At 62.6% G+C, this 19,917-nt stretch carries 15 protein-coding genes; 8 read left to right on the top strand and 7 right to left on the bottom strand.

What is annotated here, in order from left to right:
- Positions 1–49: 49 nt before the first annotated feature.
- The 7 genes from ACIP1U_RS26015 to tssH all read right to left on the bottom strand — a co-directional run bounded on the left by ACIP1U_RS26015 (position 50) and on the right by tssH (position 10,397).
- Entirely contained in the window at positions 50–1,366 is a 1,317-nt protein-coding gene (locus ACIP1U_RS26015; protein WP_400321283.1) for a WD40/YVTN/BNR-like repeat-containing protein, read from the bottom strand.
- The gene (locus tag ACIP1U_RS26010) at positions 1,363–2,235 is read right to left on the bottom strand and encodes a hypothetical protein (protein WP_400321280.1); all 873 of its coding nucleotides are present in this window, start codon (positions 2,233–2,235) and stop codon (positions 1,363–1,365) included. The genes ACIP1U_RS26015 and ACIP1U_RS26010 overlap by 4 nt, the downstream gene beginning before the upstream one ends.
- On the bottom strand, positions 2,232–4,859 hold the full coding sequence (locus tag ACIP1U_RS26005) for a type VI secretion system Vgr family protein (protein ID WP_400321278.1): 2,628 nt from the start codon (positions 4,857–4,859) through the stop codon (positions 2,232–2,234). The genes ACIP1U_RS26010 and ACIP1U_RS26005 overlap by 4 nt, the downstream gene beginning before the upstream one ends.
- A 92-nt stretch (positions 4,860–4,951) precedes the next feature.
- The gene (locus ACIP1U_RS26000; protein ID WP_400321275.1) at positions 4,952–5,437 is read right to left on the bottom strand and encodes an Hcp family type VI secretion system effector; all 486 of its coding nucleotides are present in this window, start codon (positions 5,435–5,437) and stop codon (positions 4,952–4,954) included.
- Positions 5,438–5,554: 117 nt separating this feature from the next.
- Positions 5,555–7,048 carry a type VI secretion system contractile sheath large subunit gene (tssC, locus tag ACIP1U_RS25995; protein ID WP_400321272.1) on the bottom strand — a complete coding sequence of 498 codons (1,494 nt, stop codon included), beginning with the start codon at positions 7,046–7,048 and terminating at the stop codon, positions 5,555–5,557.
- A 49-nt stretch (positions 7,049–7,097) separates the two neighbouring features.
- Complete coding sequence (gene tssB, locus ACIP1U_RS25990; protein WP_400321269.1) at positions 7,098–7,631, bottom strand: type VI secretion system contractile sheath small subunit; 534 nt, start codon at positions 7,629–7,631, stop codon at positions 7,098–7,100.
- Positions 7,632–7,682: 51 nt separating this feature from the next.
- Positions 7,683–10,397 carry a type VI secretion system ATPase TssH gene (gene tssH / locus ACIP1U_RS25985; RefSeq protein ID WP_400321267.1) on the bottom strand — a complete coding sequence of 905 codons (2,715 nt, stop codon included), beginning with the start codon at positions 10,395–10,397 and terminating at the stop codon, positions 7,683–7,685.
- A 449-nt stretch (positions 10,398–10,846) separates the two neighbouring features.
- Between tssH and ACIP1U_RS25980 the strand changes: the two genes are divergently transcribed.
- Genes ACIP1U_RS25980 through ACIP1U_RS25945 form a run of 8 tightly spaced genes read left to right on the top strand, consistent with a single transcriptional unit; the run spans position 10,847 to position 19,823 of the window.
- Positions 10,847–11,446, top strand: a complete 600-nt coding sequence (locus tag ACIP1U_RS25980; RefSeq protein WP_400321266.1) for a TagK domain-containing protein — start codon at positions 10,847–10,849, stop codon at positions 11,444–11,446.
- 34 nt (positions 11,447–11,480) lie between these two features.
- A complete protein-coding gene (locus tag ACIP1U_RS25975; RefSeq protein WP_400321264.1) occupies positions 11,481–11,726 on the top strand; it encodes a hypothetical protein in 246 nt (81 codons plus the stop codon).
- A complete protein-coding gene (gene tssE / locus ACIP1U_RS25970; protein WP_400321262.1) occupies positions 11,719–12,249 on the top strand; it encodes a type VI secretion system baseplate subunit TssE in 531 nt (176 codons plus the stop codon). The genes ACIP1U_RS25975 and tssE overlap by 8 nt, the downstream gene beginning before the upstream one ends.
- A 15-nt stretch (positions 12,250–12,264) precedes the next feature.
- Positions 12,265–14,145 carry a type VI secretion system baseplate subunit TssF gene (gene tssF / locus ACIP1U_RS25965; protein WP_400321260.1) on the top strand — a complete coding sequence of 627 codons (1,881 nt, stop codon included), beginning with the start codon at positions 12,265–12,267 and terminating at the stop codon, positions 14,143–14,145.
- A gap of 2 nt (positions 14,146–14,147) precedes the next feature.
- Positions 14,148–15,197, top strand: a complete 1,050-nt coding sequence (gene tssG, locus ACIP1U_RS25960) for a type VI secretion system baseplate subunit TssG (protein WP_400321257.1) — start codon at positions 14,148–14,150, stop codon at positions 15,195–15,197.
- Between the two features lie 11 nt (positions 15,198–15,208).
- Positions 15,209–16,270: an ImpA family type VI secretion system protein gene (locus ACIP1U_RS25955; RefSeq protein WP_400321254.1), complete on the top strand. Its 1,062-nt coding sequence runs from the start codon at positions 15,209–15,211 to the stop codon at positions 16,268–16,270.
- A 56-nt stretch (positions 16,271–16,326) separates the two neighbouring features.
- Positions 16,327–18,822, top strand: coding sequence for a type VI secretion system Vgr family protein (locus ACIP1U_RS25950; protein WP_400321251.1), 2,496 nt, complete (start codon positions 16,327–16,329; stop codon positions 18,820–18,822).
- Positions 18,819–19,823: a DUF4123 domain-containing protein gene (locus ACIP1U_RS25945; protein WP_400321248.1), complete on the top strand. Its 1,005-nt coding sequence runs from the start codon at positions 18,819–18,821 to the stop codon at positions 19,821–19,823. The genes ACIP1U_RS25950 and ACIP1U_RS25945 overlap by 4 nt, the downstream gene beginning before the upstream one ends.
- Positions 19,824–19,917: the final 94 nt, after the last annotated feature.

Here is a 19,917-nt window from a genome sequence, read left to right as displayed (position 1 = left end):
CTTAAATGACGATAGTGGTAGCTTCTTCTCTCTCTCTTCGCTGCAACGTTCAGCGGATCTCGCGGTTGTACAACGTATTGCCGAAGTAGCGCCATTTGGTGACTCCTCCAGTTTCAAAATGCCCGCCAGCCGCACCTGGCCCCTCGTCCTGCTCTTCCCACTGCTCGCCACCGTCGCGGCTGATGAGCACCACGTCGTGCTCGTTCCTGCTGTTGCTGGCGTCGATCATCAGCAGGTTGTCTTTGCCACGATAAAGCGCGCCGGGGACGATGCTGTCGCCAAATGTCTTTAAGTGCTTCGCGGGGCCGCCCATCCAGCGCCAGATGCCGGCCGGGCGCTTGCGATCCGAGTCGTGCGGGATGTCAGGGTTGTGTGGCTTGCCCTGCTCGGTGAGCAGGAACAGCTTGTTGCCACGCAGGCCTTTGTCGCCATCTGGCACCCACAACATGTCGACGACTGTCGCCTCTGGCAGGACCACCTCAGGCAGGCGCGGCTTGTCGGCACGCACGAAGACATCAGCAGGGTCGTCCCAGCGCAAGGCATAGATCAGACTTGCGTCGGGCTGCCCGCCATATGTCTCCGGCGACCAAAATCCAAAGAACAGCACGCCATTGCCAGCCAGGTAGGAAGAGGTAAAGGCAAAGCGCGCGTCCTTGACCACCGGCTGGTCGCTGCGCTGCTTCAGCTGTGCGGCACGGGTCAGATTGGAATCGATCTTGTAGGCAAGCCTTGGGGCCAGTATTTGCTGCCAGTGCTGGCCGCCATCAGAGGTGCGCCAGATGTACGGGCCCCAGCCGACGGCGTAACCGCGATTGGCGTCGAGAAAGGCTAGTTGGCTGATATTGTTTGCTTCCGGCCATGCCAGGCGCTGCCACGTCATGCCCCCGTCCGTGCTTTTCCACAGCTTGTGGTACGCCACGCCATAGTCATCCGGACCGTTCGCCTGCTTGTAGTCGGTCCACTCGGTAGCGATGTAGATCACTCTCCAATCCGGACTGACCCACCAGGTCGCATTCTGGCCAAACTGTTCGAACTGCTTCGTGAGATCCTGCCGAAAGTTTCCCGTGAAGAAGCGAACGGTATAGCGATTGAGCCGATCTGACGAATTGCTCATCCATCGCTCAATCGGCTCCGCGATCATCGGATCCTTCCATTCGCTTGGAGGCTTGAATGGTGTGTAGGGCGGAGATACCTTCAGCCAGAGCAACCGCTCCCCTTTCACCCTGAAGTCCGCTCCACCATACGGCTTGTCGTTGCGTAGCACCACTGCGCGACTTTTCCACATTCCCAGTCCCCTACATCCATATCCGATTGCCCCGAGGAGTAGCCCGAGAACGATGATCCAAACCAGCCAACGTCGGCTCATTTCAGATCCTCCAACAGACCCTGTATCACCCTGACAAGGGCCTCGCCGGTCTCCTTGATGGTCTGCCTCGGGTGCGTCACCTTGTACATCCCGACTTCCGAGCCACTGTCAAACGCTTGCTCCCAGGTCGCGCCATCCAGCCATTCCTCGATGTTTGGCTGCCCGCCAATCTTCATGAGATCGTCTGGTGGCAGATCCGCCAACCCTCCGTCGAGATAGGCCGGGACGTGGGTCTTGAACGCAAATTCTTTGAACTTGTCGCTGTCCAGTTCAAGCTCACACTTTGTCGCGATCATCCTGAACCCGCGGTTGCTGTTGAACTTGCACGCAATCGAAATCGAGTTCCCCCGCATGTTCTGGCTGAGGCCGTCCTCCATGTTTTGTTGCAGGAGTATTCTTGCGAGCACCAGCCATGCCTTCCCTTTAGCGGTGAGACGTGGGTACAACTTCTCCCCGTAGTTCGAGCAGTAGTAGTACCCGTATCCCACGTAGTACTTCGGCATCTGATGCCCACAGCCGATGTGGCGCATCATGAAGTTGGTTCCCCGCGACCACAGCGGTGAATCGCTACCCGGCTGGATCAGGACATCGCGGTTGCGGATGAGCTTTTTAACAACCTCTTGGTCATCCCATGGATTCCAATACGTCAGCCAAGCCTTGGCGACATCCCACGTAGTAGCACCGGTCTTCCTCACGTACTCCTCATGTAGCGGGCGGTAGTAGTAGACACATTGCCCGATGATGCAGTCGGCCGCAGGAGGAACAATTTTGTCGCACGAGGAAGCCGTCACCTTCGCACGCTCCTGCCAGCTCACCGGTGTATGAATGGCGCTTCCCTGCCCGAGCGGGTTTTCCTTGTCCTGGCTCATACCGATTTGCCTCGCTTGTCAAAGAGTTCCACGGCAAGGCCATCCGGTACTTGGCTTCGGGAGAGCGATGTCTCGCCCTGTTTGCCTGTAATGCCTTCGGTCAGAATCTTCCCTGCGTTATCCCGCAATCGGTAGGCCACTCCAGATGCCGGCAGGTCCGTCCCAGCCCAGGTGGCAACGAACGCCTGGTCATGGCCACCTGGCGCCCCCTGAGGCACGGGCGGCAGCGATTGCGCGAGCGTCCGGGAGCCAGGCAATCCATGCGAACCCGCATATGCCTTCCAATCTCCTGAAGCGCCATGCTCAATGCCGCTGCCATCAATGCGGATATAACTGCCGCCACCGTTCAGCACAATTTCCTTCCGGGCAGCGATCTCGATCAGATCAGAAGCGCTGATAAGCTTGAGCACCTTCCGAGCGATGATCTCGATATCGTCGGACTGGGCCTGAATCTCGATCTTGCCTTTGGCCGCAAAGAGCCGCACGCCCAGCTTCTGCGCGAAGAGCACGGCGCGCTCGGAAAAGCTGCCGAAGAATCCCCCGCCGGTCGCAATCGACAGGTGCGCACCGGTGGTGATAGCGGTATGCCGTCCGCTGTGCAGGTGGGTGGTTTCCGCCGTCGTCACGGCAATCCCGCAGGGACTCGCCAGTACCAGATGCGGCTCGCTCAACTCGGCCCGCTCGCCATTGCCGCGAATCGCGTCGTTCTGGGCCTTAAGCGCCTTGGCCACGTCGAGTTGTTCGCCAGCCTGCGCCTGCTGCTGGTCGGCACATTCTCCCAGCGTTCCCTGGACATCCCGGCCGTTGGTGAGCCGCTGCACGGCCTCACCCATATCCTTGTGGTGGCCCTTTGCATCATGGCGCGCTTCGGTAGAGACCAGCATGCCCTTGGCCGACCGAATGGCGCCGTGGCCGTCGGTGCGCAGTTCGAACCCCTCGCCGCGCATGTCCTTGCGGCCATCGGCATCAGGCACCCGCGTGATATAGCCCAGGCTCAGCAGCGACATCTGGTGGTCACTGCCGATCTGGGTCTGGATCTGACCTTGCGTGTCGTCCTGGAGGAAGGTGTTGTGGCGCTCCCCGAAGAGCTCCTTGCTGCGGAAGCCAGACAGTGCGTGCTGGCTCGGAAGCACCCATTGCGGCATATTCACGCGGTTGGGCACCCGGCCAGTGATGATCGGGCAGTCCGGATCCCCATTGAGGAAGTCAACGATCACCTCCTGCCCGATACGCGGAATGTGGCTCGCGCCGAACTGATCGCCCTGCCAGGCCTGCGAGACCCGCACCCAGCACGAAGTGTTCTCGTCGCGCTGCCCGATCCGGTCCCAGTGGAGCTGAATCCGGACTCGCCCGAATTCATCAAGCCACGCCTGCCGGCTCTGCGGACCCACGACCGTGGCGGTCTGTGGTCCAAAGGTTCTGGGCTTCTCCTGCAGCCGCGCGGGACGGAAAGTCACCTTCGCGGGCTGGACCTCGAAGGCCACCTCGCACTTCCAATGCTGGTCCTGCCCCGATTCTTCAGCCACTTCCTCAAGCTTGAGCTGGGCCGCATAGGTCAGGTATTCGACATTGGCCTTGCGCTGCGGATGGCGTATGAGCGTGAACGTGCAGCCTGCGGCCAGGCCACGCAGGTTGCCCTTGCCGCAGGCACGGCTGCCATGCTGACGCAGTTCTTCCATGCGGAGACCGGAGACAAAGTCTCCCTCCTTCCAGGGATCGTTTCCGGTCACCGGCTGCGCGTGGTCCCCTGGCCATTCATAAATCTCGCCGTCGGCGTGTGCAGTGTTACGCGGATTGCGCACGCCGATATGCAGATCCGCCCGAGGCTTGTTGAAATCGTAGTCATTCGACACCCAGGCGCCAGACCCCAGCTTGTCAATGACGGTGAAATCGTAGACGTGCTCCTCATCGATGCGACCGACCGAGTCATGCCACTGCACGGTGTGGTACGCCGCGCTTGGGGTCTTGCGAAAGGCACCGTTTCCGTCGGTCAGCACCAGCCGGTGCTTTCCGTGCGAATGCTCGAAGAAGAAGGCAATGCCCCACTCTTCAGTGAGGCGCTTGAAGAATGCGTAGTCGGTCTCACCGTACTGCACCTGGTATTCCCGCTTAGGGTAGCGCGCCAGATCAAGCCGCTTTTCGACCGGGAAGGTGTAGTCCGCCAGCAGTTCGTCCAGGATCTCGACCACGGTCTTCTGCTGGAATATCTTGAAGTCCGAAGTCTGTGAGGCGAGAAATAGCCAAGGACGCAGCGTGAGCGTATAGGCAAGCGATCGGCCTACATTGGCCGGCCCTTCCACCTGCGTGACGAGGCCGGTGATCTCCCGCGTGCCGGCACCGACGCCCCCGGCCAGCGCACTGCCCATGCCGTCGAGCTGAATGCCAATGGTTAGCTCCCGGCCTTGCAGCGCCGGCATATTGAGGTTCGCAGCCGGGCCGAACACAGTGTTCAGGCTGTCCGGTGTCTTTAGGGTGACGCGGTATTCGAAGAGTTCGCATAGGTTCTCCTGTCCCTCGACGCGTACGACGGTGAACGCGGAACGTCCCAGTTGTTCTGGCAGGCCCTCTCCCTTGAGCGTGACCGTATGGCCACCGACTCCGGGCAGATTGAACGACGCTCTCATCTTTTCTCCTTCGCGATGCAAACGCTTCGAATGCTGTGCCCTGCCGCGACCACCCATGGCGATCGCGGCAGGGTCCGACATCAGGCGGATGATCAGGCCTCCTTATTGCCCTTGATGTCGTAACCTGCGGTCACGGCGCCACCGCTGCCGCCCTGGGCGTTCTGCACCACATACTCTTGCTTGACCCTGGAGAAGGACAGTGCGACCTTCTCGCGCATGCGTACCTCGTCGTCCACCGAACCCTTCGGGCTTACCTTGGTGACGATCACGTCAGTCATGGTGAGCTTCAGGTATTCGAGCGGATTGCCGCCAGCCTTGCGCACCACCAGCACAGCCTCATTGATGTGCTTGCCGGTCAGGCAGTACTTCATCAGGTTGGGCGAAGCCCGATCGATGAAATGTTCGAACGACAGGTCCGACACGGTAGCCTTGCCGGCGCCGCCGCCGCTTCCCGCGTGCATGGTGGACTGCTGTTCGATGCTCCAGTCCCAGGCCAGCGCTTCGATTTCATTCTTGTGCGACGAATCCTGCGACTCGCCGTCGATGCCGTTGATCTTCAGGAAAATGTCCTGTGCCATTGCAAAGCTCCTTCACGTTAAGACAGGTACTGCCGACAAAGGCCACAGCAGCTTCCCCGGACCTGCTGGTATCAGGTCCGCGCGGTAGAGTCTGTGGGGATTCGGTTGGTTATCGCCTCAGGCAGCGTCCTTGACAGACGGGAGGCGCGCGACCAGGCGTAGGGACACCGTCAGGCCTTCGAGCTGGAAGTGCGGGCGCAGGAAGAACTTGGCGCTGTAGTAGCCCGGGTTGCCTTCCGTTTCCTCGACCACGACCTCGGCGGCCGCGAGCGGGCGGCGGGCCTTGGTTTCCTGCGAGGAGTTGGCCGGATCGGCATCAACGTAGTTCATGATCCACTCGTTGAGCCAACGCTGCATGTCTTCGCGCTCCTTGAACGCGCCGACCTTGTCGCGCACGATGCACTTCAGGTAATGGGCAAAGCGCGAGCAGGCGAACAGGTACGGCAGCCGAGCCGACAGGTTGGCGTTGGCCGTTGCATCGGCGTCGTAATACTCAGCAGGCTTCTGCATCGACTGGGCACCGATGAAGGCCGCGTAATCGGTATTCTTGCGGTGCACCAGCGAGATGAATCCGTTTTTCGACAGTTCGGCCTCGCGGCGATCCGAGATGGCGATCTCGGTCGGACACTTCATGTCGATGCCGCCGTCGTCGGTAGGGAAGGTGTGGCACGGCAGGTTCTCCACTACGCCACCGCTCTCCACGCCGCGGATCAGCGTGCACCAGCCATACAGCTTGAACGAACGGTTGATATTGACCGCCATCGCGTAGGCTGCGTTGCTCCAGACATACTTGCGATGATCCGCGCCGTCTGTTTCTTCCTCGAAGTCGAACGCGTCCACGGGGTTGGTCTTGATCCCATAGGGCAGCCGCGACAGGAAGCGCGGCATGGCCAGGCCAACATAGCGGGCGTCCTCCGAGTTGCGCAGGCCGTTCCACGGCGCGTATTCCAGGTTCTGAAAGATCTTGGACAGGTCGCGCGGGTTGGCCAGTTCTTGCCACGAATCCATCTGCAGCACGGACGGCGAGGCGCCGGCGATAAACGGCGCGTGGGCTGCGGCCGAGATCTTGGCGAGCGAGCCGAGCAGCTCTACATCGGGCGGAGTGTGGTCGAAATAATAGTCGGCGACCAGGCAGCCGTACGGCTCGCCGCCAAGCTGGCCGTACTCTTCCTCATAGATGCGCTTGAAGAACGGGCTTTGGTCCCAGCCGATGCCCTTGTAGCGGCGCAGAGTACGACGCAGTTCTTCCTTCGAGACATCCATCACACGGATGCGCAGCTTGTCATCGGTCTCGGTGTTGGAAACGAGGTGATGCAGGCCACGCCAGGCCGACTCCAGCTTCTGGAAGTCCTCGTGGTGCAGGATCAGATTGATTTGCTCGGAGAGCTTTTTGTCGATGGCGCCGATGATGGCTTCGATGCTCTTGTACGCGTCGTCGCTCATGGTGAACGCGCTGGCGAGCGCCTGCTCGGCCAGGGTCTTGACGGCGAGGTCGACCGCCTCGCGCGCCTGGTCCGTCTTTGGGGAGAACTCGCGGCTGATCAGCGCGGCGAAGTCAGAATGATCAGCGGTTGCGATTGCTTGCTGCTGTTTTTGTTGGGCGGAAGCCATGGAATCCTTGCTTGAAGAGTTGGTTCAGGTAGGCAAGAAGCAGATCCAGTCAGGATTGCGGCGCCCGCGCGTCGTTTTCGTCACCCAAGTTCTTTGGCGCCTTGGCGAGCGACTGCAGCAGCGCAGGGTCTTGCAGCAGTTGATTGATGAGCGATTCGGCGCCCGACTTGCCGTCCATGTAGGTCTGCAGGTTCGCGAGCTGCGTACGGGCCTCCAGCAGTTGCTTGAGCGCGTCGACCTTGCCTGCCACCGCCGCCGGCGAAAAGTCCTCGATGCTCTCGAACGTCATGTCGACCATAAGCTGGCCGCTGCCGGACAATGTATTGGGTACGGCGAAAGCAACGCGGGGTTTCATTGCCTTCATGCGCTCATCGAAGTTGTCGACATCGATCTCGAGGAACTTGCGGTCGGCGACTGCCGGCAGCGGCTCGGCGGGCTTGCCAGACAGGTCGGCCAGCACGCCCATTACGAAGGGCAACTCGATGCGCTTCTCCGAGCCATAGACCTCAACGTCGTACTCGATCTGTACACGCGGCGCGCGGTTGCGCGCGATGAACTTCTGCGAACTGTTCACAACTGACATGGGTCTCCTCAACGGGTGACAAGAAGGGTTGCAAGGACATGCCGTGCGGCGTCACGCCGCTTCGGCTTTGGGATAGTCCGGGCCGGCAGCGTCGTGGGCGGCACGGTATTCGGCTTGGTACGCAAGCTCATCTTGCTCGGCGCCAGACAGCCGGATATCGATCGCAGCCAGCTGGCGTTTCTCCGACAAGGCGCTTAACCAGAGCCGCGCTAGTTGTGGCTGAACGACCTGCTCGATGAAACTGATCAACTGACGGGCGCCGCTTTCGCCGACCGGACAGCGCGCCACGATGAACTCGACCACGGGGTCGCCGTAGGTGAGGGCAATGCCATGCTGGTCCTGCATGCGCGCCACGACGCGGTCCAGGTGCAGGCGCACGATGCAGCCGAGGCTCTCTGCGGCGAGCGGGAGGTAGGGCACCACCACGAGGCGGCCCAGGAACGCTGCGGGAAAGACCTTGCGCAGTTCCGGCATCAGCGCGGCTCGCAGCGCGGCAGGCTCCGGCAACAACGCCGGGTCTTCGCACAGGTTCGCCAGCAGGTCGGAACCGGCATTGCTTGTGAGCAGCAGGATGCTGTTCTTGAAGTCGATGTGGCGGCCCTCTCCGTCTTCCATGTAGCCCTTGTCGAAGACCTGGTAGAAGACCTCGTGGACGTCGGAGTGGGCCTTCTCGACCTCATCGAGCAGCACCACGCTGTGCGGCCGGCGGCGTACGGCCTCAGTGAGAACGCCTCCTTCGCCATAGCCCACATAGCCCGGCGGTGCACCCTTTAGCGTGGAGACGGTATGCGATTCCTGGAATTCCGAGAGATTGATGGTGATCAGGTTCTGTTCGCCACCATATAGGGCTTCGGCCAGTGCCAGCGCGGTCTCGGTTTTTCCGACGCCAGACGGACCGACCAGCAGGAACACCCCCACCGGCTTGTTCGGATCTGTCAGTTGCGCCCGGGCTGTCAGGATCCGCTCGCCAAGCTGGGCAAGCGCATGATCCTGGCCGATAACCCGGCTGGTCAGGGTCTGCGGCAACTGCATGATGGTTTCGACCTCATCCGCCACCATGCGACCGACCGGAATGCCGGTCCAGTCAGCGACGATTGCCGCGACCACCGACTCGTCCACTTCGGTGTACACAAGCGGCGCATCCGCTTGCGCCGCTTGCAGCTCAGCCTCGATGTCTGACAACGATCGTTGGGCATCGGCAGCGATCGCAGGCTCGTGTGTCAGGGACTCGACCAACGCCTGCCGGCGGGTGAGCAGCTCGCCCGCCAGACTGCGTTCGCGCCCCCAGCGTGCTTCGGCTAGCGCCAGATCGGCGTTGACTTGCTCGCGCCGGGAGTGGGCCACGGCGATCCGCACGGGGTCCGGTTTGCCGAATCCGGCTTCCTTGGCCAGCAGTGCGCATTCGGCGTTGGTTGCCGCCTGTTGCTGGCGTAAGTGCTCAACCGGCGCAGGTGGTGCGTGCAGCGACAATGCGACCCGCGCACACGCAGTGTCGAGCAGGCTGATGGCCTTGTCCGGCAGTTGGCGCGAAGGAATGTAGCGATGCGACAGCCTCACTGCCGCCCGCACGGCCTCGTCGCGGATGAGCACCTGATGGTGGGCCTCGAACGTCTGGACCAGCCCTCGCACCATGGCGGCGGCCTTGGCCTCTTCCGGCTCCATCACCTGTAGCACTTGAAAGCGGCGCGTGAGCGCGGGATCCTTCTCGATGTGGCGCTTGTATTCGCTCCAGGTCGTGGCACCGATGGTGCGCAGCGCCCCTCGCGCGAGCGCCGGCTTGAGCAAGTTCGCGGCGTCGCCAGTGCCTGCCTGGCCGCCAGCTCCAACGAGCGTGTGCACTTCGTCCACAAACAGGATCACCGGTTTGGGGGACTTGGTGGCCTCTTCGAGCACGCTTTTGAGCCGAGCTTCAAACTCGCCTTTCATGCTGGCGCCAGCCAGCAGCGATCCGACGTCGAGACTGAGCAGCCGGATGTCCTTCAGGCTTGGTGGCACCTCACCGGCGGCGATGGCCTGGGCCAGCCCTTCAATCACGGCGGTCTTGCCGACGCCGGCTTCGCCGGTGAGGAGTGGATTGTTCTGGCGGCGGCGCAGCAGGATGTCCGACAAGGTGCGGATTTCGTACTCGCGGCCGACCACCGGATCGAGCCTGCCGGCGCGCGCCTCCTCGGTCAGGTCGCGGCAGTACCGACCCAGCGCGGACTTGCCGGAACCAATGGGCGCCATGGCGCCACTGGCCTCACCAGGTGTCGCGGGTGCGAGACCGCTGCCGTCGTAGGCCGCCTCGCGGCTTTCCGGAGACTGCGCCACCAGTGCGGGGACGGCTTCGACCAGGTCATCGGCACGTACCTTCGCGAATTGGTTCGAGTGGCCCAGCAGCGCACGGCGAAGCTCGGGTGTCTTTAGCAGCGCCGTCAGCAGATAGGCGCCGCGCACATGGTCATCGGCAAAGGCCAGGGTGGCGTAAACCCAGGCACGCTCAATGGCGGACTCGATCTGGAACGAGAAGTCGCTGATCGATGTGGCGCCGGCGGGCAGGGCCGATAGCGCGCGGCTCAAGTCGGCTTCCAATGCGGACAAGTCGGCGCCGGCATGACGCAGGATCCGCTGCAGGTCGCCGTCGGCGCCCTGCAGCAACTGGTGCAGCCAATGCACAAGCTCCACGTACGGGTTGCCGCGTAGCTTGCAAAAGGCAGTTGCACTTTCAATTGCCTTGAATAAGGTGGGATTGAGTCGGCCGAACAGCGCCTGACGCGAAATATCCATTCGATGCCTTGTTTTGCCTTTCTGAATTGGCCAGTGCTTGGCCGGAAGGGTCTCTCCGATTGACTGCGTTTTTAGGATATGGGCAAATCATTAGGCGTGCAAATTCATGGGAATGACGTTGTGCAATGCCATTGGTGGAAGATGAATGAAATCGTTTCAATTTGTTAACAATTGAATGCGATGATCGCGTGCGTAATTAGCACGGAGACACCACGCCGGCAATGCGCTACGGCAATGGCAAGGTTGCACAATCGCGATCCTAGGATTTTTCTGCATATGCTTTGAAAAATTGGAGTATTTCATCTGGGAATAATCCGAAATTAATTGATTTTTTTTAAAATCAGAAATTAGTTTTGCGAAATCCAGTTGTACTTATTTACATTTTGTCCTGTCGTGATTTGTGATTATCATCAGGTCAATTTTCGAACCATCACCAACGAGATATGGTCATGAGCGACTGGCAGACCCGCAGGGCAGGGACCGACCCCGTCAAACTCGAATTCGAGGGCGCCAGCAGTGCGTTCTGGCCAGGGGATGCGTTCGGCGGGACGCGGCCGGATGACGCCGATCCGTTCTCGCTGGTGAGGCCAGCCAGCAGCGAGCGCACAGCCGATGCAGCTGCTGATCCGAGTGACGTGCTCGAGCAACTGAAACGGGAGGCCGAGGCGGCGCTGCGGGACCCCAACTACGTGAACACCCAGGCGGAGGCCATCACCGGGTCGGCAGCGGAGGTGCCAGTGGAGGTCGACGCCAACCCGCTGCGGACGCTCGCGCGTAGAGCGAACCATGCCGACACCTTGATGGACATGCTGGACGTGGCTGGCCACATCGACGCCCTGATCGGCCCTGTGGAATCCCTCGATGAACACCAGCTGTTTTCGGTCGCGCCTGCGCCGGACGTGCTCTGGCTCTTTGCGGGAGACATCGCACCCACTGGGCGCCGTGATCTCTCTGCTCCCCTTACCCGTCGCGAACACCACCTCGTCTCGATGGACAGCGCCTACCATCCTGCGCAAGCGCAGATGCCGGAGCCCGATCATGACGCTTGATAGGCAGTCGCCCGACCGGAGGACAGACGTCGGGATGGCGTCAGTACTCCGGCAAGCCGGCTCGGTCACTGGCGCGGTGGCTGAAGCGGAGGCCGTGGTGCGTTTGCAGCCGGGTGCTTTTACGCTTCATTGGCAACTATTCCAGTGGTTGTGCGTGGTTGGCGACTGGCCGCGAGCCCTTAAGCAACTACAGGTGGCCACGCAGCCCGCGCCCGACTTCGCCCAGACCGCGCACGTCTACCGGGACCTGATTCGCGCGGAGGTGTTTGAGCATGGCTGAATATCTCCCGCCGCGTTCACCACGGCGTCCGAATGCGCAATTACTCCCGACGCTCTTTGACCGGCTGCGCGACGATTCGCCTCAACGCCAGACAGAACGGCCGGCCGAGTACACCGTCACACGCGCGCAGATGCGCGACATCATCCAGCGCGATCTCACTTACCTGCTCAACACTACCAACCGCGAAGACGAGTTCGACCGCGAGCGGTACCCGGAAGTGGCGGGTTCCACACTGAACTACGGCGTTCCGCCGGTCGCTGGCAGCTACCTGTCCGAGCACAAGTGGGACGACATCATCGCCATCGTGCAGCGGGCAATCGAGGATTTTGAACCCCGGCTTATCCCGGGATCGCTCAGGATCCAGCCGTTGCTGAAGGAAGATGCGCCGCATCGCTACAACGTGCTGCTGTTCGAAATCTCCGGCCTCATCCACATGGACCCATATCCGATGGCGTTCACCGCCCAGAGTTCGCTCGACCTGGAAACCAGCCGGATGCAGCTCAAGTCAATCCACGCCAACTGACGCCCGCCGACACCCATGGATCCGCAACTGCTGGATTACTACAACCGCGAGCTCGTCTACATGCGCGAGCTGGCCGGGGAATTCGCCAAACAGCATCCAAAGGTAGCGCGACGCCTGGGCATGCAGGGCATCGAGGTGGCCGATCCCTATGTGGAGCGCCTGATCGAGGCATTCTGCTTCCTGTCGGCACGCACCCAGATCAAGCTGGACGCCGAGTTTCCGCGCTTCACGCAGCGGCTGCTGGAAGTCATCTATCCCAACTACATTGCGCCGACGCCAGCCATTGCCGTCGCGCAGTTCCACCCCAGCCATAAGGAAGGCGATCTTGTGCGCGGAATCCCGGTGCCGCGCGACACGGCGTTGCTGGCACGTGTGCCGGCCGGCGAATCCACGCAGTGCGAGTTCCGAACAACCCAGCCGCTGACCCTGTGGCCGATCGAGATCGCGGAAGCCCGGCTCACGGGCATCCCGCCAGATATCCGTCACCTGGAGCGCTATGTCCCGGCCCATGTGAATGTGCAGGGTGCGTTGCGCCTGCGCTTGCGATTGACCCGGAACATCACCTTCGCCAAGCTCGCTGGACTGGATTATCTACCCGTCTACCTTTGCGGCGGCGATAAGATTGCCTCGCACCTTTTTGAGTTGCTCCATGGCGCGGGGGCATCGGTGCTCGTGGGCAAGCCCGGTGCAATGGGCGAGCAGCCCTATGCGATCATGCAGAATGCCGTCGGCCATGTGGGCATGGCGCCGGAAGAAGGCGCCATGCCGCTAGCCTGGAACAAGTTTCACGGCCACAACCTCGTCCAAGAATACTTCGCGTGCCCGCAGCGCTTCTATTTCTTCGACCTGCGCGGGCTGGCGCCTGGCCTGGCCGCAATCGACAGCCGCGAAGTCGAGATCGTCGTCCTGCTGGAGACCCTCCCGGGTGCACTCGCCAGCCAGGTGGACGCGAGCCAATTTGCGCTCTTCTGCACGCCGGTGGTCAACCTGTTTCCGATGCGTACCGATCGGATGGAGATCGACCCGGGCCGTACCGAATTTCACCTGGTGCCGGACCGGCGCCGCCCGCTCGATTACGAGATTTTTTCAGTTCAAAGCCTGTCGGGCCAGGTGTCGGAGCACAGCACGCCGGTCGAATTTCGTCCCCTCTTTGCCACGCTCAACAGCGACGAAGGCAACCATGGACGGTACTTTTCCATGCGGCGCGAGCGGCGGCTGATCTCGGACCACGCCCGCAAGTACGGCACGCGCACAGCCTACACCGGCACCGAGGTCTTCGTTTCGCTGGTGGACCAGAACGAAGCGCCTTACCCGAACGATTTGCGTTATCTCTCGGTACAGGCCATGGTCACCAATCGGGACCTGCCGAATCTCGTGCCGCGCAACGGCTTCAACGATCTGCGCTCACCGGATTCCATTCCGGTAGCCGGAGTCGGATTGATCCGGGCGCCGTCGGCCCCACGCGCGCCCTTCGCCGAAGGTGAGACGGCCTGGCGCTTGATCCGGCAACTGGGCTTCAACTACCTGTCACTTACCGACCTGGATCATCGCGAGGGGGGCCAGGGTTTGCGCGAGATGCTGCGCCTCTTTGTCGCCAGCGACGAGTCAGCGCAGCAGCGGCAAATCCAGAGCCTGATCGGCAGCAAGATCAAGCCGGTCACGCGGCGTCTGCCCGGCAACGGCCCGATCCTCTACGGTCGCGGCATCCAATGCCAGTTGACGGTGGATGAGAGCGGGTTCTCCGGCATCAGTCCCTATCTGTTCGGGGTCGTGCTGGAACACTTTCTTGCCCGGCACGTGTCGGTCAATGCCTTCACGGAAACGGAGTTGTACGCGATGGAGCGTGGCCTGATTCATCGTTGGCCGGTGCGCATGGGAGGCCGCGGCGCGGTATAGCGATGTTCCAGGATCACGACGCCATCAGTCCGCGGAGTGCCCCGCCGGCACCCGCCAAAGGCGCTCCGGGCCACTACGCGCGGTATGCCCCTTGGAAGCTCAGCTTCCTGGGCCTGCTGCGCGGACTGTCGGCACAGCACCTCGATATGCCGCCAGTGGGCCAGGCAACGCGCCCGCAGGTGGAACCCTTCCGCATCGGTCAAACCGCCTCGCTGGCCTTTGCGCCACGCGAAATCGCCAGGCTGGAGGCGCGCGCCAACGGTCTGAGAATTCAGTTGTTCGGACTCGGCATGCTGGGGCCGAACGGCGCCCTGCCGATCCACCTCACGGAGATTGTGCGGGAGCGGACCGAGGCGCACCGGGACGAGACGACGGCCGCCTTCCTGGATCTGTTCCACCATCGGGCGCTGACTCAGTTCTACCGGGCCTGGGCGGGATCGCAGGCCACGGCGGGGCTTGACCGGCCAGGTGAGGAAACATTCTCGCGCTACGTCGGCTGGCTGGCCGGACAGGACGCCGCCGAAATCGCCTGCAGCCCGCTGCCGACGCACGCCCGGCTGGCCGCCAGCGCCCATCACGTGCGCGAGGCACGCAACCCGGACGGTATCGTGGCTGCGCTGTCGCAGTTCTTCGGCGTGCCCGTGCAACTGGAGGAATTCGTGCTGCATTGGATTGCACTCGACCCGGCCGAACACAGCCACCTTGGCCGCCCGGGATCCGCAAGCGTGATGGGGCAGGGTGCGCTACTGGGTGAAATGGTGCCGGATCGCCAGCACAAGTTCCGCCTGGTGATGGGGCCGCTGGACCTGCAGCAGTACCTGAACTTCACGCCAAACGGACGGGACCTGGCTGCCCTTGTCGAGTGGGTACGGTCTTTTGTCGGCTTCGAATACGTGTGGGAAGTCGAGCTGCGGTTGCAGCCGGAATCTGCGCCGTCCGCCGTGCTCGGCGCCGAGGAGCGCCTTGGATGGTCCACCTGGCTGGGCGAGCCCGACCCGCAACGCGCCATCACCGGCATGGTGTTCCACCCCGAACAATACGTTACCCATTAAGGTCGCAAGCCATGAAGGCCAAAACCAGATTGCAAAAGACTGCGCCCAAGCCAGAAGCCCTGCCGCCGATCCGCTTTGTCGATTTGGCGGTACCGATCGATGGTGCCCACCCCTGCGGGGAAGACCTTGAATACGATCCCGATTTCGTGGTGCTGATGGCCAAGGCCGCCCCCCGTGCGGAAGCGCAGTACGGCGAATTCGTCGCGCAGGCCGAGCCGCTGAGCTGGACCGAACTGGAACGCGATTGCCGGCGACTGTTGTTGCGTACCAAGGATATCCGGCTCCTGACGCTCTTCCTGCGCTGTCGCACCCGGCTGGATCAGGCCGAAGGCCTTCGCGATGGTCTGGCGCTGCTGCAGTGCCTGCTCGCGGCCCATCCGGCCGACATACACCCACGGCTGGAGGTGGACGGCGAACACGATCCGGCGCTGCGTGCCAATGCGTTGGCGGCACTGACGGATCCGGAGGGGCTGCTGGCGGACGTGCGCGAGATCGTACTGTCCGGCAACGCTGCCACACGCCTGCAGGTCCGTGATGTGGAACGCGCGCTGGGCGTGCCCCGTTCGGCCGATGCGCTCGTCCAGGAGTCGGTGCGGCAGCAATTGGAGGCGTTTCGCAGTCAAGGCCTGCCGCAGATGGCTGCCATGGACGAGGCGTGCCGGCTGACCGAGATCCTGCAGCGCTGGGGGGAAGAGACGTTGCCGGGTCATGCCCCCGACCTGGCGTCGCTTGGAAAGCTGCTGCGTCTCGTTGGCAAGGCCGAGCTTGCCCTGCCGATCGTCGCGCAGGCCACGCCGGCTCCGGCGGCAGCCCCGATACCACCGCGCGAGACGGCGCGCGAACAGCCAGCCCCTGCATCCCACCCTGAAGACTCAGACGGGATGCCTGCCAGCCGCCATGCCGCATTGAACCGGATTCGCGCTGCCCGCCTGTGGTTCGAGCACCATGAGCCCAGCAGCCCCGTCTCCCTGCTGCTTGCTCAGGCGGAGCGCCTCGTTGGCAAGCGCTTCGATCAGGTGTTCCAGACCATTCCGCCCGAACTCGTCGAGCGCTGGGCGCAGGAGCTGGCATGAGCCGTCGCCCCTCCCGCTCTCAAGACCTGACTCACACTACTGCAAGGATCGAAACCATGGGCATTCGAGATTTGCCGTTCCACTCGCCGCGTGCCGTCACGGTCAAGGGCGCCGGCCTGCCGACAGTTCCGGGGCAATCGGCGCTGACCTTCTGCCGCCTGACGGGGCGCGACGGTATCAATACGCTCTTCGCCTATGAGATCGAGCTCAAGACCCTCGACAATCGGCATGCGTGGTTCGGCCCGGAAGCGAACCTTGACCTTCAGGCGATGCAGGGCAAGGAGCTGACCGTCGAGATCGAGCTTGAGGGCACCGGTACCGGCCTGGCCGGCAACGTTGGCGCCGGCACCCGCGAGATCACCGGCATCGTGCATGAGGTTCAGGGCCCGTTCATCGTCGGGCGGCATGCCGCATATCGCTTCACGCTGCGACCGTGGCTGTGGCTCGCCACGCGCACCACCGACTACAAGATCTTCCAGCAAAAGACGGTGGTCGAGATCCTCGACGAGCTGCTGGCGGATTACAACTTCCCGGTCGAGAAGCGGCTAGGCGCGGCCCGCTACCCCAGGCGGGAGTACCAGGTGCAGTATGGCGAAACGGACTATGCCTTCTTCCAGCGCCTGACCGAAGAATGGGGCATTTCGTACTTCTTTGAGCATTCGGAAGGCAAGCACCGACTGGTGTTGACCGATGGCAACGGTGCGTTTCGGCGCTTTGCCAGTCCCGCTTACCACACCCTGCGCTGGTACCGCGGCGCGGATCGGGTTGACGAGGAACACCTGTTCGACTTCCAGATCGTCGACCGGCTCGTGTCCGGAAAGTGGACCGCCAACGACTACGATTTCGTCAAACCGCGAGCCGATCTGACCGTCGCGACCACGTATCCGCGAGACACGGCCCACGCCGATGGCGAGGTGCGCGAGTGGCCGGGCACCCATGCGCAGCCGGCCACCGACAACGATCCCTGGCGGGAGGGCGACATGCTCTCCCGCATTCGGATTGAGGCGATCCGCCAGCATGGTAGTCGAGCCAAGGGGCGCGGCAACCTTCGCGGAGTCGTGCCGGGCGGCACCTTCAAGTTGACCCATCACCCGAATCAGCAAGCCAACCGGGAGTACCTGGTCCTTGCGACGACCCTGGAACTCGAGGACGTTGCCGAGGCTTCCGGGCAGGGGCAGCAATGGCGCTGCGAGGTAGCCTTCGAGGCGCAGCCCACCAGCGAGATCTTCCGGCCCGATCGCATCCAAGAGCGAGCGCGCACCTTCGGCCCGCAGACCGCCACCGTCGTGGGTCCCGACAACCAGACCGCGTGGGTGGATCAGTTTGGACGTGTGAAGATTCAATTGCAATGGGACCGGATTGGCCAGCGCAACCAGCACAGTTCATGCTGGGTGCGCGCCGCGTCGAACTGGCAAGGCGATACCTACGGCGCCATTCACCTGCCGCGCATCGGCCAGGAAGTGATCGTGGACTTCCTCACTGGCAACGCGGATTGCCCGATCATCACCGGGCGGGTGGCCAATCGGGTGAACATGCCGCCGTGGAATCTGCCGAGCCAGCATGCGCTGTCGGGCTTTCGCAGCAAGGAGCTATTCGGCGAGCGCCACAACACCTTCGTGCAGGACGACACGCAAGGCGAGATCCAGACCCAGATCAGCAGCGATCATCAGGCGTCCATGCTCAGCATGGGCTATATGGTGCGTATCCCGGATGCAGGTGGGCGCAGGGACAACCGTGGCGAGGGGTTCGAGCTGCGTACCGACGGCTGGGGTGCCGTGCGCGGTGGAGCCGGCTTGCTGCTCACCACCGAGGCCCGCCACGATGCCCAAGGCCATCACAAGGCTCTTGGCGAGACCGCCGCGCGCCTGAAGAACGGCGAAGACATCCAGCGCACGCTGGGCGAGGGGGCCGATCACCAGCGCGCACTCGACGGTGAGCAGGTCAAAGTTGCAGACACTGTAAGGGCACAGCACGACGGCATCAAGGGCAGCGGCGAGCAGGGGGAACTGTCGCAGCCGGCGTTGGTGCTGGCCAGCCCCGCCGGCATCGCCGCCACTGCCGGCGAGGACATCCATCTGCACAGCGCGCAGCATACCGCGGTCTCGACCGGCGAACACGTCGCCCTCGCCTGCGGCAAGAGCTTCCTGGCCAGCGCGGCCGAGCGCCTGGTGTTGTTCGCGCGCAAGCGTGGCCTGCGCTTCATCGCGGCCAAAGGCAAGATCGAGGTGCAGGCCCAGAACGACGACATCGAGGCCATCGCCCAGAAGGTGTTGCGCCTCATCAGCACAGAAGAGCGCGTCGAGATCACGAGCCCGAAGGGGCTGATTTTCATTGCCGCAGGCAGCTATCTGAAGGTCAATGGCGGCGGTATTGAGTACGGTACGCCGGGGACGTGGAAGGCCCATGCGGCCACGCATGATCTGCCGGGGCCAAAATCGGTCCAGGTTGCACCAATCACACCACCTTCTGACGTCTGCCTGCCCTGCGCGGTACAAGCGGCACGGGAGGGCGCGGCGGTGACCGAACGTGCCGAAACCGGAGCACGGCCATGACGCAGTCCGACTGGCGGCAGCCAGCGCTTCGTGGCGATTTCAGGCAAGCTATGCTCATGGATCTGCGACGCTGGCTGACATCAGTGGCCGGGTTAGAGAGGGTCTCTGCCTATGCGTTGATCGATGCCGGTCAGCTCCATCTGACCGACGTCGACCTCGAAGCCCTGCTCCGTCAGAACCACCTGTCCTTCGAGCCCGTCCTGCGCCATACACCCGAGGCCGGACTCGAGTCCGTCGGCCCCTATCTGGTCGAGCTAAGCGCTGCGAACGCGAAGGCGCTTGAGGCCGTCACCGGCTTGACGGAGCACGGCTGGCCGGTCTGCTTCCTCAGCAGCAGATTGCCGGACCTCAAACTTCACACGCACCTGCGCGGATGCCTGAATGGCCTGCTGGAGAGTGGCGCACCCGTGCAGTTGCGCTACTACGATTCCCGGGTCATGACCTCACTATTGGCGATGGCACCGGATCATGTGCGTGCCTCCCTGCTGGCCCCCTTGGATACCATTGCGTGGTGGAACAGAGCGCTGCGTTGGGAGGTCACGAGGGGAAGCAACAGCCACCAGTTCCAGTCCGAAGAGGCAAGCTTCTCGCTGCCTGACACGCTGATCTCAGCGCTTGGCAAGGCTGGCGAGCCCGACTTGATACTCAGCCTGATTGCCGAAGAAGACACCGCCTCAGGTGAACTCGACGCACTGGCCCCGCACCTGCAATACCAGATCGTCGCCGACCTGGTCCGGCGCGCGCGCGAGCATGGTCTCTCTTCCAAGGCCGGCATTCGCCTGTTCTGTTCCATCGGCCTTCGCGTTTGCCCGACGTTTGACCAGGCACTTCCCGGTGTCACGCAGGTGCTCACATCGTCGCACCCCGAGGAGGAGGCGTTCCTGGCGGCGGTCGCTAGGGTCACCAATGATCAATGGACCGCTGCGGGCAATCAAGGAGCGCTGCAGCTCGCAGCCATGCGCCAGCGCTTTGCCGACGATCTGAAATCGAGAATTGCGTGATGACTACCAATCAGGAACTCACCCCCGCCGAGAAGGTACGGGTCGCGCTGACCAACGTTACCCACGAGCCAAAGATCGAGGGTTGCGTGGACTG

Source organism: Cupriavidus sp. NPDC089707 (genome assembly GCF_044748965.1).
In the GTDB taxonomy this organism is placed as follows: Bacteria; Pseudomonadota; Gammaproteobacteria; order Burkholderiales; family Burkholderiaceae; genus Cupriavidus.
This window is presented reverse-complemented; position numbering and strand designations above follow the sequence as displayed.

Coding starts and splice junctions, on each gene's coding strand:
- ACIP1U_RS26015 (WP_400321283.1), bottom strand. CDS start 1,366: ATGAGCCGACGTTGGCTGGTTTGGATCATCGTTCTCGGGCTACTCCTC.
- ACIP1U_RS26010 (WP_400321280.1), bottom strand. CDS start 2,235: ATGAGCCAGGACAAGGAAAACCCGCTCGGGCAGGGAAGCGCCATTCAT.
- ACIP1U_RS26005 (WP_400321278.1), bottom strand. CDS start 4,859: ATGAGAGCGTCGTTCAATCTGCCCGGAGTCGGTGGCCATACGGTCACG.
- ACIP1U_RS26000 (WP_400321275.1), bottom strand. CDS start 5,437: ATGGCACAGGACATTTTCCTGAAGATCAACGGCATCGACGGCGAGTCG.
- tssC (WP_400321272.1), bottom strand. CDS start 7,048: ATGGCTTCCGCCCAACAAAAACAGCAGCAAGCAATCGCAACCGCTGAT.
- tssB (WP_400321269.1), bottom strand. CDS start 7,631: ATGTCAGTTGTGAACAGTTCGCAGAAGTTCATCGCGCGCAACCGCGCG.
- tssH (WP_400321267.1), bottom strand. CDS start 10,397: ATGGATATTTCGCGTCAGGCGCTGTTCGGCCGACTCAATCCCACCTTA.
- ACIP1U_RS25980 (WP_400321266.1), top strand. CDS start 10,847: ATGAGCGACTGGCAGACCCGCAGGGCAGGGACCGACCCCGTCAAACTC.
- ACIP1U_RS25975 (WP_400321264.1), top strand. CDS start 11,481: ATGGCGTCAGTACTCCGGCAAGCCGGCTCGGTCACTGGCGCGGTGGCT.
- tssE (WP_400321262.1), top strand. CDS start 11,719: ATGGCTGAATATCTCCCGCCGCGTTCACCACGGCGTCCGAATGCGCAA.
- tssF (WP_400321260.1), top strand. CDS start 12,265: ATGGATCCGCAACTGCTGGATTACTACAACCGCGAGCTCGTCTACATG.
- tssG (WP_400321257.1), top strand. CDS start 14,148: ATGTTCCAGGATCACGACGCCATCAGTCCGCGGAGTGCCCCGCCGGCA.
- ACIP1U_RS25955 (WP_400321254.1), top strand. CDS start 15,209: ATGAAGGCCAAAACCAGATTGCAAAAGACTGCGCCCAAGCCAGAAGCC.
- ACIP1U_RS25950 (WP_400321251.1), top strand. CDS start 16,327: ATGGGCATTCGAGATTTGCCGTTCCACTCGCCGCGTGCCGTCACGGTC.
- ACIP1U_RS25945 (WP_400321248.1), top strand. CDS start 18,819: ATGACGCAGTCCGACTGGCGGCAGCCAGCGCTTCGTGGCGATTTCAGG.